This is a genomic window from Rhodoferax sp. LS1P39, from assembly GCF_056521425.1.
Genome location: NZ_JBWMAV010000007.1, coordinates 33,991 through 51,187, shown reverse-complemented (window position 1 = coordinate 51,187; position 17,197 = coordinate 33,991). Strand labels below are relative to the sequence as shown.

Sequence of the window (17,197 nt, the reverse complement as noted above, 5' to 3'; positions counted from 1 at the left end):
GTGAACCCGATGACCTGGATGCTAGGGCTGGGCCCTCTAAATGCTTGTGAACTTGTTCACGTGTATGCAATGGGTGGGCGAATTTTCCAAGGGATGTAGCGAATCCGTTAACTATTTCGCACGACCGTTCGTATCCTGGGTGCCGTCAGGCCAGCAGGGCCTGGGCAAATTCCCGGGCGTTGAAGGTTTCCAGATCTTCGAGCTGCTCGCCTACGCCGATGAAGTACACCGGAATCGGCCGCTCCTGGGCAATCGCTGCCAACACGCCGCCCTTGGCCGTGCCGTCCAGCTTGGTGACGATCAGGCCGGTGAGTTGAATAGCATCGTCAAAAATCTTCACCTGGCTGACCGCGTTCTGGCCGGTGTTGCCGTCGATCACCAGCAGCACCTCGTGCGGCGCTTGTGTGTCGGCCTTGTTGATGACGCGGCGGATCTTCTTGAGCTCTTCCATCAGATGTAGCTGGGTTGGCAGGCGGCCAGCGGTGTCCACCAGCACCACGTCTTTGCCGCGCGCTTTGCCTGCGCTGACCGAATCAAACGCCACCGAGGCCGGGTCGCCACCTTCCTGGCTGACGATTTCCACTGTGTTGCGGTCGGCCCACACGCCGAGCTGCTCGCGGGCGGCGGCGCGGAAGGTGTCGGCTGCTGCTAGTAAAACACTAGCGCCTGAAGCAGACAGGTGGCGCGTGAGCTTGCCGATCGATGTGGTTTTTCCGGCACCGTTCACGCCGGTCACCATGATCACCGTGGGCGTGTACTGGCCTATCACCAGGGCTTTTTCCAGCGGGGCCAGCAGGGCGGTGATGGACTCGACCAGCAGCGCCTTGACGGCCTGCGGCTCAGTGGCCTTGGCGGCTTTGACGCGCTGCTTCAGGTCGGCCAGCAGAAATTGCGTGGCCTTCACGCCGGTGTCGGCCATCAGCAGGGCTTCTTCCAGCTCCTCGTACAGCGCGTCGTCGATCTGCGTGCCGGTGAACACGGTGGCAATGCTGGAGCCGGTTTTGCGCAGACCGTTCTTGAGCTTGTCCATCCAGCCCGCGCGAGGGGGCGTGGGTGCTTCGGGCACTTCCACGGCCACAGGTTTGGCGGCAAACGGGTTGCGCAGCCAGCCTGAGGCGGGTGCTTCCACCACGGGTGCGGGAGCCGCAATTTCGGGAACAGGGGGTTTTTTCTTGAAAAAGCTGAACATTGGGTGGGTTCTTAGAATCAGCCATTCTATGAAACGTCTACTTTTCCCGTTTTTCGCTCTGTTCAGCGCCGTAGCCGGTGCCCAAACCCTGCCCACCCAGTGCGATCTGCCCAACGGCATGGCGGTCATCGTCCAGCCCGACCACCGCGCCCCCACGGCGGTGCACATGCTGTGGGTGCGGGTAGGCTCGCTGGACGAGGTGGACGGCACATCGGGTGTGGCCCACATCCTGGAGCACATGCTGTTCAAGGGCACGCCCAGCCTGCCACCGGGCGAGTTTTCGCGCCGGGTGGCGGCCCTGGGCGGGCGGGAAAATGCCTTCACCGCCAAGGATTACACCGGCTATTACCAGCAGATCCCGGCGGGCAAACTCGAAGCGGTGATGCAGCTGGAAGCCGACCGTTTCGCCCACAACCAGTGGTCCGACGAAGAATTCAAGCGCGAACTCGAAGTGGTGAAGGAAGAGCGCCGTATGCGCACCGAAGATGCCCCGCGCGCCCTGATGAACGAGGCGATGCTGGCCAGCGTATTCGCCACATCCCCCTACCGCCGTCCGGTGGTGGGCTGGATGAGCGACCTGGAGGCCATGACACCTGGCGATGCCCGCGCCTTCTACCAGCGCTGGTACGTGCCGGGCAATGCCGCCGTGGTGGTGGCGGGCGATGTGGACCCGGCGCAGGTCTGCGCGCTGGCGCAAAAGCACTACGGCAGCATCCCGGCGCGCCCGGTGCCTGCGCGCAAGCCCCGGCCGGAGCCCGCGCAGGCGGGCACCAAGCGCCTGGACTTCAAAGCCCCGGCCGAGCAGGCGGTGGTGACCCTGGCCTTCAAGGTGCCCAGCCTGCAGGCTGACAACGACGACGCGCTGGCCCTGACCGTGCTGGCCGCCGTGCTGGACGGCTATACCGGTGCCCGGCTGGAGCGCGCCTTGACCCAAGACCACGGCCAGGCCGGTGGTTCGGTGGCCGACAGTGCGGGGGCGTACAACGGCCTGTCCGGGCGTGGCCCGCAACTGTTTGTGCTGGACGGCGTGCCTGCCGCAGGCCACAGCGCTGCGCAGGTGGAAGCCGCCTTGCGCGCCCAGGTGGCCTTGGTGGCGCAAAAAGGCGTGACCGAGGCCGAGCTGGGCCGCGTCAAAACCCAGTGGGTGGCCAGCGCCGTCTACCAGCGCGACTCGCTGATGCACCAGGCCCGCGAACTGGGCAGCAACTGGGTACAAGGCCTGCCGCTGGATGCCAACGACCGCCTGATCGCCCGGCTGCGCGGCATCACCGCCGCCCAGGTGCAGGCCGTGGCGGCGAAATACTTTGGCGACGACCAGCTCACCGTGGCCACGCTGCTGCCCCAGCCGCTGGACCCCCACCGCCAGAAACCCCGTGCCATTCCCCCGGGAGAGCTGCGCTGATGATTACTATCAAAAAAGTAGCTTCTCACGCCCTTGCTATAAGCGCTAGCGGCCTGTTTGGCTTAAATGCTGCCTGGGCGGGCATTCCCATCCAGCACTGGACCCAGCCCAGCGGGGCGCAGGTCTACCTGGTGCCCAGCCCGGCTATTCCCATGCTCGACGTGCAGATCGACTTCGACGCGGGCAGCCGCCGCGACCCGGCTGCGCAGGCCGGGCTGGCCAGCCTGACGGCCGGCATGGCTTCGGAAGGCGTGCGTGCCGTAGGCTCCAATCCAGCGCTGGACGAAAACGCCCTGGGCGAAGCCTGGGCCGACCTGGGCGCATCGCTGGACAGCAGCGCCAGCAGCGACCGCTTCAGCTTCTCGCTGCGCACCTTGACCTACCCCGACCTGCTGGACAAGGCCACCGCCCTGGCCGCCCGCCAGATTGGCGAGCCCGCCTTCAGCGACAGCCTGTGGCAGCGCGAACGCCAGCGCGTGGCGGCCCAGCTCAAGGAATCCGCCACCCGGCCCGCTACCGTGGCCGGGCGCGCGTTTGCCGCTGCGGTGTACGGCACGCACCCCTACGGTTATGAATTGACCGCCGACACCTTGGCGCGCATCCAGACAGCCGACATGCGCGCCTTCTACACCCGCAGCATCCTGCCCTGCCGTGCCACTGTCAGCCTGGTGGGCGCGGTAGACCGGGCCCAGGCCGATGCGCTGGTGACCCGGCTGCTGGCCCGCCTGCCTGCCACTGGCTGCACACCCTTGCCCGCCGTGGTGGATGTGCAGCCGCTCACCCAGGCCAGTGACCAACACATTCCCTTCGATGCCGCCCAGGCCCAGGTGCTGATCGGCCAAGTCGGTTATGCGCGCAGCGACCCGGCCTTTTTCGCGCTGCTGGTGGGCAACCACATCCTGGGCGGCGGCGGTTTTGGCTCGCGCCTGACCACCGAGGTGCGCGAAAAGCGCGGCTTGAGCTACAGCGTCTACAGCAGCTTTGCGCCCGCCCTGCACGCCGGGGCCTTCACCATCGGCCTGCAGACCCGGCCTGACCAGGCCCAACAGGCCATCCAGGTGGCCCAGGACGTGTTGAAGCGCTTTGTGGCCGACGGCCCCACCGCCGCCGAACTGCAGGCCGCCAAGGACAATCTGCAAGGCGGATTTGCCCTGCGCATAGACAGCAACCGCAAACTGCTCGACAACGTGGCTAACATCGCGTGGAACCATCTGCCGCTGGACTACCTGGACCACTGGCCCGCACAGATAGAACGCGTCACGCAAGCCGACATCCAAACGGCTTTTGCCCGTATCCTGCAACCCGAAAAAATGGCCACTGTGGTGGTCGGAGAAAAACCATGAGCACGTTGCAACGTCCCCCCAAAAAAGCCGCCAAAAATAGCGCTAAAAGAACCAAACCCCGCCCGTCCGACCCGCATCCGGTGGGCGGCAAGCCCGGCGAGATCCGCATCATCGGCGGCGCGTGGAAGCGCACCCGGCTCACCGTGGCCAGCAAACCCGGCCTGCGCCCCACGCCCGACCGTGTGCGCGAAACCTTGTTTAACTGGCTGGGCCAGGACCTGACCGGCTGGCGCTGCGTGGACGTGTTTGCGGGCACCGGCGTGCTGGGCTTCGAAGCCGCCTCGCGCGGAGCCTCCACCGTGCATTTGTTCGAGCAAGACCCGGCCCTGGTGGCCCAGCTCAAAACCACGCAAACCAAGCTGCAGGCCACGGCCACCCAGGTGCAGCGCGGCGACGGCGTGGCGGCGCTGCGGCAACTGGCGGCGGGCAGCCTGGACCTGGTGTTTCTGGACCCGCCGTTTGAATCCGGCCTGTACGAGCCCTCCATGGGGGCCGCTGCCAAGGCGGTGCAGGCCAACGGCTTTGTCTACATGGAGGCCCCCGCCAAGTGGACCGACGAGCTGCTGGCCCCGCTGGGCCTGCGCGTGCACCGCTACCTGAAGGCGGGCGCGATCCACGCCCATTTGCTGCAATTGCTGACTTCAGCCGAAGTGCCATGAATCCCCCGGTGATCGCTGTCTACCCCGGCACTTTCGACCCCATGACCCTGGGCCACGAAGACGTGGTGCGCCGCGCCACGCAGTTGTTCGACCAGGTGATCGTGGCCGTGGCCGCCGGGCACCATAAAAAGACGCTGTTCACCCTGGAGCAGCGGCTGGAGATGGTGCGCGAATCGGTCAAGCCCTATGGCGCAGTGCAGGTAGAAAGTTTTAGCGGTCTGCTGCGTGACTTTGTGGTGGCCAAGGGCGGCAAAGCCATGGTGCGCGGCCTGCGCGCGGTGACCGATTTCGACTACGAATTTCAGCTGGCCGGCATGAACCGTACCCTGATGCCAGATGTGGAAACCGTGTTCCTTACGCCCAGCGACGGCTTCCAGTTTGTCTCCAGCACCTTTGTGCGCGAGATTGCGCTGCTGGGCGGTGAGGTGCACAAGTTTGTCTCGCCGTTTGTGCTGGAAAAGCTGGCCGAGAAGGTGCGCGAGCGGGCCTGAGGATTTAATAGGACTCACGCAGCGCCCCTGTATTGCCCTGCGGGCTTACAGGGGGAACTTGCGTAAGTCCTGTTTAAGCCAAATCGCCCTCTGGCGCTTATTTAATAAGCGTGAGTAGCTATTTAAAACGTAGCATTACAGTGGCAACCGCCCCAACCAGTCCAGCAGTACCGCGTTGACTTCTTCGGGCTGTTCCATGGTCAGCATGTGGCCGCAGCGGGGCAGCAGGTGCAGCTCTGCGCCGGGCACCAGGCTGGCGATTTCTTCCGAGAGTTTGGGCGGGGTCATCAGGTCTTTGTCGCCGCACAGCACCAGCGTCGGGCAGCGCACGTCGGCCAGGTGCAGGCGCGCGTCGGGCCGGTCGGCCAAGGCGCGGTTTTGCTGCACCCACAGGGCGGGCGGGGTGCGCAGCACCATGTCTTTGTAGCGCTGCAGGTCGCTCTTGTCACTGGGGTGGGTGGGCGAAAAAGCCATGGCGGCGGTGGCGCGCACAAACTCTGCCAGGCGACCCGCCTCGACCATCCGGATGGCGGTTTCGCGCTGCGCGCGGTGGTGCGGCAGCTCGGGCCGGGCGCTGGTGCCCAGCAGGGCCAGGGCGCGGATGCGTTCCGGGGCCTGGCGCACAGCCTCCATGGCGATGATGCCGCCCATGGAGGCCCCGCACAGTACCAGCGCACCGGGGTGCTTGCGCAGCACGGCCTGCGCCATGTCCTCGACGCGGGGATGGTGGGCGAGCACGTCGGCTACCGTGGCCTGCCAGGCGGGAGAGACGGCGGCAAGCTGGTCCTGCCACATGTGGGCATCGGTGGCCAGGCCGGGAATAAATACGAGTTGGGGCATGTGGGTATCTTGGAAGGCCCCATTTGGGCCTATGCTGGCTGTGTTTAATGTGAAAGAACTTTCATGGCTCGGGGCGCTCTGCACCCGAGTCCATGAAAGTTAAACCTCGGGAGAATACGCGATGAAGATTTTGTTGCCTTTGGATGGCTCTGAGGTGTCGCTGCAAGCCGTGCGGCAGGTAATCCGTCTGGTGCGCCAGGGCTTGCAGGCCGAGGTGGTGCTGGCCAATGTGCAAGAGCCCGCCCACCTGTACGAGATGGTGATGGCCGCCGACCCGGCGCTGATCGCCCGGGCCAGCGCCCAGGCCGGTGCCAAGGCGTTGAAGGCGGGCGAGGCCCTGCTGCGGCACGCGGGCATTCCGTATGCCACCGAGGTGGCCGTGGGCGACCCGGCACACACGCTGATCGACATCGTGGAGCGCTTTGCCTGCGACATGGTGGTGATGGGCGCACGCGACAAAGGCAGCCTGCGCAGCGCGCTGCTGGGGTCGGTGTCGCACGAGGTGCTGCACGCCGCACAGGTGCCGGTAATGTTGATCAAACCCAGCGAGATGGCCGACGCAGACGCTGACTAGGAACGTTTTCACGTTCTGGCGACTTTGACAGGGTCTACGTGGTTTCCCATACATCGGATCGCTGTGGCATGGCTATGATCGGCCCCATTTCCACAGGAGCTTTGATGAAAAAATTTGTTACCTTGGTGGCCTTGACCGCCATCGCCATGGCCAGCCATGCCAACGACTACCCCACCAAACCTGTGAGCATCATCGTGCCATTCACAGCCGGTGGCCCGACCGACCGCGTAGCCCGCGATCTGGCCGAAGCCATGCGCAAGCAGCTGGGCGGCGTGAGTGTGGTGGTGGACAACGTGGCGGGCGCGGGCAGCTCCATCGGTTCGGCTAAAGCGGCACGGGCTACGCCCGATGGCTACACCCTGCTGTTGAACCACATCGGCATGGCCACCATGCCAGTGCTGGTGCGCAACCTGCCGTTCAAAGTGGAGAGCGACTTTGAGTACCTGGGTCTGGTCAACGAAGTGCCGATGACCCTGGTCACCAAGCCCAGCCTGCCGGCCAACAACTACAAAGAGTTGTCGGCCTGGTTGGTGCAAAACAAGGGTAAGGTCAATCTGGGCAATGCCGGTGTGGGCTCCGCCTCGCACCTGTGCGGCCTGCTGTTCCAGAATGCCGTGCAGCTCGACATGACCACCGTGCCCTACAAAGGTACGGCCCCGGCCATGACCGACCTGATTGGCGGCCAGATCGACCTGATGTGCGACCAGACCACCAATACCACCAGCCAGATCGAAGCCAAGAAAGTCAAGGCCCTGGCCGTCACTACGCCCAAGCGCCTGACCACGGCTTCGCTGAAAGACCTGCCCACCTTGCAAGAGTCGGGTCTGAAGGATTTTGAAGTCACCATCTGGCACGGCCTGTACGCCCCCAAAGGCACGCCTGCCGATGTGCTGGCCAAGCTGAACTCGGCTTTGAAGGCCGCCCTGAAAGACCCCGACTTCATCAAGAAGCAAGAAGGCCTGGGTGCCGTGGTGGTGACCGACAAGCGCATGGAGCCTGCGGAGCACAAGAAGTTTGTGCTGGCCGAAATCGCCAAGTGGAGCCCCGTGATCAAGGCTGCCAACGTCTACGCCGACTGATCTTTTTCTGCTGCATGGAAGCCGCCGCGCCGCAAGGCCAGGCGGCTTTTTCCATGGGGCATAGCCTCAAGCCCCCCAGGTCACGTCCGCGTTTTCTTTTTCGCAGCGGCGCAGCATGTTGATGAATGGCTGGGCGCGTTGGTGCAGTGACACGGTGTCCATTTCATGGGCTTTGGCCTCGGCGGTAGCGGCCTGGCGGGCGGCATCGTCCAGCACCACGGCGGCTTGCAGCGCGGTGACGGCAGCGGCCATTTCGCTCACCAGGATGATGCCCTGGGGGCCGGGGGCTTTGCCAATGATGTCCAGCACTTTGCGGCCATTGGCTTCCAGCAGAATGAGGTCGCCGTCGGCTTTGGATTTGAATTTATAGAGCATGGATGTCCCCTGTGAAGTTGTGTCACTATTGTGCCCGTGCAGGCCGGGACTGGCGTGCGCAGACTGGCATGATGCGGCTTTACACGGCAATTCGCCACAGGAGATTTTGAGTGACCGACATCCATATGCAGCGCGAACACACCCTGGGCCTGGCCGCTGCCCGCAAGCTGGCCAACGACTGGCTGGAGCAGGCCGAAACCCGGCTGGGCATGACCTGTGAATACACCGAGGGCGCGGCCGCCGACGAGATCAGTTTCCGCCGTGCAGGCGTGACGGGCACGGTGCAGATCACCGACGACCGCTTTGTGCTGGATGCGGAGCTGGGCTTTTTGTGGAGCGCGTTCAAGGACAAGATCGAAGCCGAAGTCGCCCGCCGCATGGACAAGATGCTGACCCAGGTGACCTGACCCAAGCGTCCGCTGCGTGCGGTGGACTATTTAAGCCAGAAAGGCTGCTCGCGCTTATTCCATAAGCGTGAGTAGCTATTTTTTATAGAGCATGGCACCTTGCGTGCACTTCAGCCTTCAAACACTTCTGCCTCGGCCAGCAGGCTACCTACGCGGTCTTTGGCGGAGAGCTGGGGAACCATGCCTGCGGGCCAGTCAATCCCAATAGCCGGGTCGTCCCAGGCGATGCAGCGCTCATGGGCCGGGGCGTAGTAGTCGGTGGTTTTGTACAGAAAGTCGGCAGAGGCCGTCAGCACCACAAAACCGTGGGCAAAGCCCGGGGGCACCCACATCTGGCGGTTGTTTTCTTCACTCAGTTCCGCACCCACCCATTGGCCAAACGTGGCGGAGTGGCGGCGGATGTCCACCGTCACATCGAACACCGCGCCGCGCACGCAGCGCACCAGTTTGCCCTGGGGCTGCTGGATCTGGTAGTGCAGGCCGCGCAGCACGCCCTGGGCCGAGCGGGAATGGTTGTCTTGCACAAATTCCACGTCCAGCCCGGTGGCCTGGGCAAAGGCTTGGCCGTTGTAGCTTTCAAAAAAGAAGCCGCGCGCGTCGCCAAATACCTTGGGCTCCAGAATCAGCACGTCGGGAATGCGGGTGGGGGTGGTTTTCATTTGCGCAGTTCCTCCTTGAGCATACGCAGCAGGTACTGGCCGTAGCCATTCTTGGCCAGCGGCTGGGCCAGGCGTTCCACCTGTTCGCTGGTGATGAAGCCATTGCGCCAGGAGATTTCTTCCGGGCAGGCGATTTTCAGGCCCTGGCGGCGCTCCAGCGTGGCGATGAACTGCCCGGCTTCGAGCAGGCTCTCAAAGGTGCCGGTGTCCAGCCAGGCATAGCCGCGCTGCATGATCTGCACGTCCAGGGTGCCCTGGTCCAGGTAGGCCTGGTTGACGGCAGTGATCTCCAGCTCGCCACGCGCGCTGGGCTTGACGGCCTTGGCGATGTCCACCACCTGGTTGTCGTAGAAGTACAGGCCGGTCACGGCGTAGTTGCTTTGCGGCTGGAGGGGTTTTTCTTCGATGCTGCGGGCCTTGCCCTGGGCATCGAAGGCCACCACGCCGTAGCGCTCGGGGTCTTGCACGTGGTAGGCAAACACCGAGGCACCGCGGGTTTGGGCATCGGCCGTACCCAGCAGATGGGCAAAGTCGTGGCCATAAAAAATGTTGTCGCCCAGCACCAGCGCGGTGGGGGCGTTGCCTATGAATTCTTCGCCAATCAAGAACGCCTGCGCCAGACCGTCGGGACTGGCTTGTACCGCGTACTGCAGGTTCAGGCCCCACTGCGAGCCGTCGCCCAGCAACTGGGTGAAACGGGGCGTGTCTTGCGGTGTGCTGATGATCAGGATGTCGCGGATGCCCGCCAGCATCAGCGTGCTCAGCGGGTAGTAGATCATGGGCTTGTCGTACACCGGCAGCAGCTGCTTGCTGATGGCCAGGGTGGCCGGGTGCAGGCGCGTGCCGGAGCCGCCTGCCAGGATGATGCCTTTGCGCTGGGTGGCTGTGGTGGTCATGGGGTCAGTGTCTCGTTGAGCATGCGCGCCACGCCGGTCTGCCAGTCCGGCAGGGTCAGGCCAAAGGCGGCTTGCAGTTTATGGGTGTCCAGGCGGCTGTTGAGAGGCCGTTGGGCGGGTGTGGGGAAGGCACTGGTGGGCACGGCGATGACCGCGTCGGGCCCGGCTTTGAGTACGCTACCGGCCTGCTGTGCGTGGGCCAGCACATGGCGCGCGTAGCCGTGCCAGGTGGTAACGCCTGCCGTCGCCAAGTGGTAAAGGCCCGCCAAAGAGGGCGTGGCCATGGCAGCGCGCAGCGCGTGCGCGGTCACGTCGGCCAGCAGTTCGGCCCCGGTGGGGGCACCGAATTGGTCGTTGATCACGGTGAGCTGCTCGCGCTCCTTGGCCAAGCGCAGCATGGTTTTGGCAAAGTTGCCGCCGCGTGCGGCGTAGACCCAGCTGGTACGGAAGATGAGGTGTTTGGCACAGGCGGCCTGGATGCGTTGTTCGCCTTCCAGCTTGGTCTTGCCGTACACGCTCAGCGGCCCGGTGGCATCCGATTCCTGCCAGGGCTGGCTGCCGCTGCCATCGAACACATAGTCGGTGGAGTAGTGCACCAGCCACGTGCCGAGACGGGCAGCCTCGGTGGCCAGCACGCCGGGGGCCAGGGCGTTGAGGGTGTGTGCCAGCGCGGGCCCGCTCTCGGCCCGGTCCACGGCGGTGTGGGCGGCGGCGTTGATGATGATGTTGGGCTGCAGGCGGCGCACGGTGGCGGCAATGCCGTCCAGATCGGCTAGGTCACCGCAGTAATCGGTGCTGTGGCGGTCGAGTGCGGTCAAGTGGCCCAGGGGGGCCAGGCTGCGCTGCAGCTCCCAGCCTACCTGGCCATTCTTGCCCAACAGCAGGATTTTCAAGGCAGATGTCATGCGGCGCGGGCTGCGTAATTCGTATCGACCCAGTCGCGGTAAGCACCGCTTTGCACCCGGGCCACCCATTCGGGGTTGTCCAGGTACCAGGCAATGGTTTTGGCGATGCCGGTGGCGAAGGTTTCGGCAGGTTTCCAGCCCAGTTCGCGCTCAATCTTGCTGGCGTCGATGGCGTAGCGGCGGTCGTGGCCGGGGCGGTCGGTGACATACGTGATCTGCGTGGTGTAGCTCTGGCCGTCGGCACGTGGGCGCAGCGTGTCGAGCAGGCCGCAGACGGTGTGCACGATGTCCAGGTTGGGCATCTCGTTCCAGCCGCCCACGTTGTAGGTTTCACCCAGGCGCCCGGCCTCCAGCACGCGGCGGATGGCGCTGCAGTGGTCTTTGACGTAGAGCCAGTCGCGTATCTGCTGGCCGTCGCCATAAATGGGCAAGGACTTGCCCGCCAGCGCGTTGACCACCATCAGCGGAATCAGCTTCTCGGGGAAGTGGTAGGGGCCGTAGTTGTTACTGCAGTTGGTGGTCAGCACCGGCAAGCCGTAGGTGTGGTGGTAGGCGCGCACCAGGTGGTCGCTGGCGGCTTTGCTGGCCGAGTAGGGGCTGTTGGGCTCGTACTGGTTTTTTTCCGTGAACGCCGGGTCGGTGGCGGCCAGCGAGCCGTAAACCTCGTCGGTGGAGACGTGCAGAAAGCGGAAGTCGGTTTTGGCCTCGCCTTGCAATCCGCCCCAGTAGGCGCGCACCGCTTCCAGCAGCTGGAAGGTGCCCATCACATTGGTCTGGATGAAGGCCTCGGGGCTGTGGATGGAGCGGTCTACGTGCGACTCGGCCGCAAAGTTGACCACGGCACGTGGCTGGTGCTGGGCCAGCAGGGATGCCACTAGCGCGTGGTCGCCAATGTCGCCCTGGGCGAAGATGTGGCGGCAGTCGGCTTGCAGGCTGGCCAGATTTTCCAGGTTGCCGGCGTAGGTGAGTTTGTCGAGGTTGACCACCGCCTCACCCGTCTGTGCGACCCAGTCCAATACAAAATTCGCGCCAATAAAACCTGCGCCGCCAGTCACCAAAATCATGATATTCCTTGTAAAGCAAAGCGCTGCGGGCAGCGCATGTAGCGCTAAAGTTTAGCCCACACGGCCACAGCCATCGGTTCGTTTAGAAGTCCCCACCTACACGCCACACCCGCTACTGCGTACAGTGGAAGACCCTATCCCCATTAAAGAGACTGCCATGGATAAAAATACCGGCCCTTCCGACGACGACACCACCGCCAACGCATCCGCCAAACCCAGCGTCAAAGACTCGGCGCAGCAAATCTGGTTGGCGGGTCTGGGCGCATTTGCCAAGGCGCAGGAAGAAGGCAGCAAGGTCTTTGAGGCCCTGGTCAAGGACGGCATCGGCATGCAGACCAAGTCGCAGGCCATGGCCGAAGAAAAGCTGGCCGAGGCTGCCAGCAAGATGACCAGCATGGCCCAGGGCATCTCCGAGCGGGCCACCGGCCAGTGGGACAAGCTGGAAAACATCTTCGAAGACCGCGTCGCCAAAGCCCTCAAAAAGCTGGGCGTGCCCTCGGCCCAGGACGTGGCGGTGCTGACGGCCCGGGTCGAAGAGCTCAGCAAGCTGGTGCAAACGCTGGTAGCCCAGCAAGAGCCCGCCGCCAAAGCCAAGCGCGCGACCAAGCCCGAGGCGTAACCCTAGTAAGCCACCGCGGCCGTGTGAGGTAGAGTGGATGCTCCATCACAGGGGAAGACATCCATGGCGAAAAAAGCGCCGCGCCGCACGGCCGAACGCATTCTGGAAGTAACGCTGGATCTGTTCAACCGGTTTGGCGAGCCCAACGTCTCCACCACCCTGATCTCGGCCGAGCTGTCTATCAGCCCCGGCAACCTGTACTACCACTACCCCGCCAAAGAAGAGCTGATCAACGCCCTGTTTGACCGCTACGAGCGCGGCCTGACCGAGCTGCTCAACGCCAGCGACGGCGTGCGCGACGTAGAAGATGCCTGGTTTTTCATGCACAGCCTGTTCGAGCTGATCTGGGAACACCGGTTTTTGTACCGCGACCTGAACGACCTGCTGAGCAACAACCGGCACCTGGAAACCCATTTCCAGTCGGTGCTCAAGCACAAGACCCGCGCCATCCGCGCGCTGCTGGACGGCATGGCCCAGTCGGGCGCATTGCAGATCGACAGCCGCGAAGCCGAGCCCACTGCTACCAGCATGGTGGTGGTGCTGACTTACTGGCTGAGTTTCGAATACGTGCGCGACCCGCGCCATGCGCTGGAAGGCGAAAGCGCCCAGGTGGCCCTGTTGCGCGGTGCCCACCACGTGTTGAACTTGCTGCTGCCTTACCTGGAGCCGGGCCAGCGCCTGCATTTGCTGAACCTGGTGTCTGCCTACACCCAACCCGCTGCCAACGCCGCCGGTTGACATTTCCCTGCAAGCCCGCCCACGAGGAAACGAACCATGTCTTTATGGACCGCCTTTCCCCACCCCGGGGCCTACGCGTTTGATGCCGCCAGCACCGCCCTGGGCTGGACCCGCCTGCACCAGGGCGACTCGGAGCCCTTGCCCGCAGATGCGCCCCTGCTCGAAGCCTGGGCGCTGTTCCACAACGGCGAATTCCAGAAAGCCGCCGCTGCCGGGCTGGCCCTGGGCGGTGCTGGGCTGACCCTGGCCAATAAGGCCACCTGCATCTACGCCACCTACCTGGAGCCGTTTGAGCGCCTGCGGCTCGACCTGTTCCTGGAAGTGGCCGCCCGCGCCGAGGCCCAGGCCCAGGAAGAGCCGCAAAACGCCAATGCCTGGTACTGGCACGCCTACGCGCTAAGCCGCTACAGCCAGGGCATCAGCGTGGCCAAGGCCCTGGCCCAGGGCCTTGGCGGCAAGGTCAAGGAGTCGCTGGAGCGCACCATCCGCCTGGAGCCCAAGCACGCCGGGGCCCATATCGCCCTGGGCGCGTTCCATGCCGAGGTGATCGACAAAGTGGGCGCATTGATTGGCAGCATGACCTACGGTGTGCGCAAAGACGTGGGCTTGAAGCTGCTGCAAGAAGCCCTGAACCTCACCCCCGGTGCCGCCATCGCCATGGTCGAATACGCCAACGCCCTGCTGATGCTGGACGGCCAGCAGCGCCTGGCCGAGGCCACCCGCCTGTACGAGCAAGCCGCCACCGCCGCGCCGCTGGATGCCATGGAACACCTGGATGCTGCCCTGGCGCGGTCGGAGTTGGATGGTTAGGCCCGCACCAACATCTCGCCGCGCTGCGAGCAGGGGGCGGAGGGACTAGTTTTTGCAATGTTGCAGCGCCAGATCCCGTAATGTTGCGTGCTATTTTGGACTCTGGCGCTTATAAGATGGGCGCAAGCAGCTACCTTATAGATAGCATTTACGACCTCATGCATGCAGGGGAGATGAAAATTGCCGATGGTGGAATGTGCTATTACAAGGCCTGGCCCTGGCACCCCATGGTGAGTCGAACATGAGCAAGCAATCCGTATTCAACGAATCAACTAAATCGAAGTTTGTGCGGTCCATCAAGGTTTGGATGAGTGTGCTGACGCTTTGTTCGGCACTGGGTGCATTCATGTCAAATCGCACCGAGTTGGCCGAGGCCTATGAACGGGTCACGTGCGGCAAGGCATGCCCTTCCTTGGCAGCGGAAGAGTTGAGGTTGAATGTCATCAAGGCTTACCTGCATCACCGCTTAAGCACCACAAAAACAGCAAGTGATGGGGGTGGGCAGAAGCTTTTTTTAGTGCCCGTCCAGCTTGATGCCCAAAGCTTGGCGCAAGGCGTGCAAGATGAAACACTCGTCAAAACGCTGACAACCAATACCTTGCTGCTGAGTACCCATCAGGAAATCGACGCATTGGATACCAACGTTTTTAAAACCCATCCGTCCATTGCTTGGTATTCCTTACAGCACCGCGAGGCAACGGTAATACCTATAAAGAGCATTCAGCCCATCCGTCTTCAGGACGTAGACCCCAGCCTTGAGCCGCATGTATCCGCTGCGCGCCACATTGGCCGCTGGGAGCGGCTGCGCGGCTATGGTGAACATTTTTTTCAAGTTACTGAGTACTGGGGTCTGAAGCTATCGTGCTGCGATGGACAAGGTGATCGCCGAGGACTGAGCCCCGCTTGGTTCAAGAAAAACAGCTTACAGAATATTCAATCAACTCGCCCTTGGATCTTCGCAGTGTCCGATCGTGGAGCCATCTTGCTCTGGGAAGGCATGGGCGAGAGCCCAGGACTGACTTACATACTTCTAGCTGCCCAACCTTACCGACTCTTACCACATCAACAACTACCCCTTAAGGAGCGGCGTGAACAAGAAGCGCGGGGCCAAGTCTTGCACTAGTACATTCGGCTACCGCTAACGTTCATTCCCTTTAGGTTTGGTGTCATGATTGCTATCCAAAATATAGCTGCTTGCGCCCATCTTATAAGCGCCAGGGGCCAAATAAGCACTTAATTCGCCGTAGTGCTTTCAGCGCCACCGGCAATCCGCCACCGCGTCGATAGCAACCACCCGCTGCAGCGCAGCAAACCCTCAGCCCTGCACCACCACCTCACCCCGCAGCGAGAACGACATGGCTTCGGTCACGCGCACGTCGACCATCTGGCCTATCTGGCGGGGCTGGCCCTGGAAGTTGACCACCCGGTTGCACTCGGTGCGGCCCATCAGCTCCAGGCCTTCGGCGCTGGGGCGTTTGCTGGGGCCTTCGACCAGGATGCGCTGCACGGTGCCGACGCGGCGGGCGGCAATGGCGCGTACGCTGTCGTTGAGCACACCTTGCAGGTGCTGCAGGCGCGCCAGCTTGACGGCGTGGGGGGTGTCGTCGGCCAGGTTGGCGGCGGGGGTGCCGGGGCGGGGGCTGAAGATGAAGCTGAAGCTGTTGTCGTATTCCACGTCGTGGATGAGCTTCATCATTTTCTGGAAGTCGTCTTCCGTCTCGCCGGGGAAGCCGACGATGAAGTCGCTGCTCATGGCCATATCCGGGCGGATGGCGCGCAGCTTGCGCACGGTGCTCTTGTATTCCATGGCGGTGTAGCCGCGCTTCATGGCCATGAGGATGCGGTCGCTGCCGTGCTGTACCGGCAGGTGCAGGTGGCTCACCAGCTTGGGTAGGGTGGCGTAGGCGGCGATCAGGCGCGGGGTGAATTCGTTCGGGTGGCTGGTGGTGTAGCGGATGCGCTCGATGCCGGGGATGTCCGACACGTATTCCAGCAGCAGGGCGAAGTCGGCGATGTCTGCGGTATCACCCATCACACCCCGGTAAGCGTTGACGTTTTGGCCCAGCAGGGTCACCTCTTTCACGCCCTGGTCGGCCAGCCCGGCCACTTCCACCAGCACGTCTTCAAACGGGCGTGAAACTTCTTCGCCCCGCGTGTAGGGCACCACGCAGTAGCTACAGTATTTGGAGCAGCCTTCCATGATGCTGACGAAGGCCGACGCGCCCTCGACACGCGCGGGCGGCAGGTGGTCGAACTTTTCGATCTCGGGGAAGCTGATGTCTACCTGCGGGCGGCTTTGCAGCAGGCGCTGGTTCAGCAGCTCGGGCAGGCGGTGCAGGGTTTGCGGGCCAAACACCACGTCCACATAGGGCGCGCGTTTGATGATGGCATCACCCTCCTGGCTGGCCACGCAGCCACCCACGCCGATCTGCACGCCCTTTTTCTTCAGGTGCTTGATGCGGCCTAGGTCGCTGAAGACTTTTTCTTGGGCCTTTTCGCGCACCGAGCAGGTGTTGAACAGGATCAGGTCGGCCTCGTCCACATTCAGCGTGGCCTCGTAGCCCTGGGCGGCGTGCAGTACATCGACCATCTTGCCCGAGTCGTACTCGTTCATCTGGCAGCCGAAGGTTTTGATAAAGACTTTTTTAGACATGGGGGAAACTCTCAGTGCAGGACAGCGCAGCGGGCCAGCCGCTGGCGTTCAATCGAAAAGGCCAAAGAAGCGCCAGGGCTTGGCGCCGTTAGGACCGGTGGGGCGTTTGACTGCCGCCTCGGCTTCGGTCAGCAGCCACACCTGGTGCACTGCGCCGCCGATCTCGCGGGTGTAGTTGACGGCCATCTTCGGCTGGCCCACCAGGCTGCCCGACAGCACCAGCATGTTGTTGCTGCCGTAGATGCGGGCACCGGGCGAGAGCTGGTCGGTCTTGCCGTCCAGCAGCACCTGCGGTGGCACGGTGACCTCCAGCGTGCCGCGCAGGGCGGTGGCCGGGAAGTTGCGTTCCTGGGCGTGCAGATTTAAGGAAAAAGTAGCTACAGCGCTTATTAATAGGGCGGTAGCAGCTATATTAAATATAGCGTTTCGATGGGGAGGCAGGGTCGGCATACAGCGGTTCGTGGTAAACATCCAGAGGCTGGGGGAGGCTGATT

The 17,197-nt window shown here is 63.3% G+C and carries 20 protein-coding genes; 11 read left to right on the top strand and 9 right to left on the bottom strand.

Annotated features, from left to right (window positions below; genetic code table 11):
* Positions 1-145 precede the first annotated feature (145 nt).
* Positions 146-1,189: a signal recognition particle-docking protein FtsY gene (ftsY, locus tag AC097O_RS13025; protein ID WP_479593235.1), complete on the bottom strand. Its 1,044-nt coding sequence runs from the start codon at positions 1,187-1,189 to the stop codon at positions 146-148.
* 28 nt (positions 1,190-1,217) lie between these two features.
* On the opposite strand from ftsY, the gene AC097O_RS13020 reads away from it, so the two are divergent.
* From AC097O_RS13020 to coaD, 4 genes are read left to right on the top strand one after another with little or no spacing between them, the layout of a single operon-like run.
* Positions 1,218-2,591 (top strand): M16 family metallopeptidase, encoded by a 1,374-nt coding sequence (locus AC097O_RS13020; protein WP_479593234.1) that lies wholly within the window; start codon positions 1,218-1,220, stop codon positions 2,589-2,591.
* Positions 2,591-3,934, top strand: coding sequence for a M16 family metallopeptidase (locus tag AC097O_RS13015; protein WP_479593233.1), 1,344 nt, complete (start codon positions 2,591-2,593; stop codon positions 3,932-3,934). Before AC097O_RS13020 ends, AC097O_RS13015 begins: the two co-directional genes overlap by 1 nt.
* Positions 3,931-4,593, top strand: a complete 663-nt coding sequence (gene rsmD, locus AC097O_RS13010) for a 16S rRNA (guanine(966)-N(2))-methyltransferase RsmD (protein WP_479593232.1) — start codon at positions 3,931-3,933, stop codon at positions 4,591-4,593. Before AC097O_RS13015 ends, rsmD begins: the two co-directional genes overlap by 4 nt.
* Entirely contained in the window at positions 4,590-5,084 is a 495-nt protein-coding gene (gene coaD / locus AC097O_RS13005) for a pantetheine-phosphate adenylyltransferase (RefSeq protein WP_479593231.1), read from the top strand. The genes rsmD and coaD overlap by 4 nt, the downstream gene beginning before the upstream one ends.
* Before the next feature lie 135 nt (positions 5,085-5,219).
* On the opposite strand, the gene AC097O_RS13000 is transcribed toward coaD, so the two are convergent.
* Positions 5,220-5,924: an alpha/beta fold hydrolase gene (locus AC097O_RS13000; protein WP_479593230.1), complete on the bottom strand. Its 705-nt coding sequence runs from the start codon at positions 5,922-5,924 to the stop codon at positions 5,220-5,222.
* Positions 5,925-6,045: 121 nt separating this feature from the next.
* Between AC097O_RS13000 and AC097O_RS12995 the strand changes: the two genes are divergently transcribed.
* Positions 6,046-6,498 (top strand): universal stress protein, encoded by a 453-nt coding sequence (locus tag AC097O_RS12995; RefSeq protein WP_315182696.1) that lies wholly within the window; start codon positions 6,046-6,048, stop codon positions 6,496-6,498.
* 104 nt (positions 6,499-6,602) lie between these two features.
* Positions 6,603-7,577, top strand: a complete 975-nt coding sequence (locus AC097O_RS12990) for a tripartite tricarboxylate transporter substrate-binding protein (RefSeq protein WP_479593229.1) — start codon at positions 6,603-6,605, stop codon at positions 7,575-7,577.
* Positions 7,578-7,643: 66 nt separating this feature from the next.
* Here AC097O_RS12990 and AC097O_RS12985 read toward each other — a convergent pair whose 3' ends face one another.
* A complete protein-coding gene (locus AC097O_RS12985) occupies positions 7,644-7,952 on the bottom strand; it encodes a DUF1840 family protein (protein ID WP_315182689.1) in 309 nt (102 codons plus the stop codon).
* A 110-nt stretch (positions 7,953-8,062) separates the two neighbouring features.
* Between AC097O_RS12985 and AC097O_RS12980 the strand changes: the two genes are divergently transcribed.
* On the top strand, positions 8,063-8,359 hold the full coding sequence (locus AC097O_RS12980) for a polyhydroxyalkanoic acid system family protein (RefSeq protein ID WP_479593228.1): 297 nt from the start codon (positions 8,063-8,065) through the stop codon (positions 8,357-8,359).
* A gap of 110 nt (positions 8,360-8,469) precedes the next feature.
* Here the strand turns inward: AC097O_RS12980 and rfbC are convergent, their stop codons facing one another.
* The 4 genes from rfbC to rfbB are packed head-to-tail and all read right to left on the bottom strand — an operon-like array spanning position 8,470 to position 11,883.
* Entirely contained in the window at positions 8,470-9,018 is a 549-nt protein-coding gene (gene rfbC / locus AC097O_RS12975; RefSeq protein WP_479593227.1) for a dTDP-4-dehydrorhamnose 3,5-epimerase, read from the bottom strand.
* On the bottom strand, positions 9,015-9,914 hold the full coding sequence (gene rfbA, locus AC097O_RS12970; RefSeq protein ID WP_479593226.1) for a glucose-1-phosphate thymidylyltransferase RfbA: 900 nt from the start codon (positions 9,912-9,914) through the stop codon (positions 9,015-9,017). Before rfbA ends, rfbC begins: the two co-directional genes overlap by 4 nt.
* A complete protein-coding gene (gene rfbD / locus AC097O_RS12965) occupies positions 9,911-10,807 on the bottom strand; it encodes a dTDP-4-dehydrorhamnose reductase (protein WP_479593384.1) in 897 nt (298 codons plus the stop codon). Before rfbD ends, rfbA begins: the two co-directional genes overlap by 4 nt.
* 8 nt (positions 10,808-10,815) lie before the next feature.
* Positions 10,816-11,883 (bottom strand): dTDP-glucose 4,6-dehydratase, encoded by a 1,068-nt coding sequence (gene rfbB, locus AC097O_RS12960; protein WP_479593225.1) that lies wholly within the window; start codon positions 11,881-11,883, stop codon positions 10,816-10,818.
* Between the two features lie 157 nt (positions 11,884-12,040).
* On the opposite strand from rfbB, the gene AC097O_RS12955 reads away from it, so the two are divergent.
* The 4 genes from AC097O_RS12955 (at position 12,041) to AC097O_RS12940 (ending at position 15,173) form a co-directional block, all read left to right on the top strand.
* Positions 12,041-12,502: a phasin family protein gene (locus AC097O_RS12955; protein ID WP_479593224.1), complete on the top strand. Its 462-nt coding sequence runs from the start codon at positions 12,041-12,043 to the stop codon at positions 12,500-12,502.
* Between the two features lie 63 nt (positions 12,503-12,565).
* Positions 12,566-13,240, top strand: coding sequence for a TetR/AcrR family transcriptional regulator (locus AC097O_RS12950; protein WP_479593223.1), 675 nt, complete (start codon positions 12,566-12,568; stop codon positions 13,238-13,240).
* Positions 13,241-13,276: 36 nt separating this feature from the next.
* A complete protein-coding gene (locus tag AC097O_RS12945) occupies positions 13,277-14,050 on the top strand; it encodes a hypothetical protein (protein WP_479593222.1) in 774 nt (257 codons plus the stop codon).
* Between the two features lie 241 nt (positions 14,051-14,291).
* Entirely contained in the window at positions 14,292-15,173 is an 882-nt protein-coding gene (locus AC097O_RS12940; protein WP_479593221.1) for a hypothetical protein, read from the top strand.
* A 192-nt stretch (positions 15,174-15,365) separates the two neighbouring features.
* On the opposite strand, the gene miaB is transcribed toward AC097O_RS12940, so the two are convergent.
* On the bottom strand, positions 15,366-16,703 hold the full coding sequence (gene miaB / locus AC097O_RS12935; protein WP_479593220.1) for a tRNA (N6-isopentenyl adenosine(37)-C2)-methylthiotransferase MiaB: 1,338 nt from the start codon (positions 16,701-16,703) through the stop codon (positions 15,366-15,368).
* Between the two features lie 48 nt (positions 16,704-16,751).
* The gene (locus AC097O_RS12930) at positions 16,752-17,153 is read right to left on the bottom strand and encodes a hypothetical protein (protein ID WP_479593219.1); all 402 of its coding nucleotides are present in this window, start codon (positions 17,151-17,153) and stop codon (positions 16,752-16,754) included.
* Between the last annotated feature and the right edge of the window lie 44 nt (positions 17,154-17,197).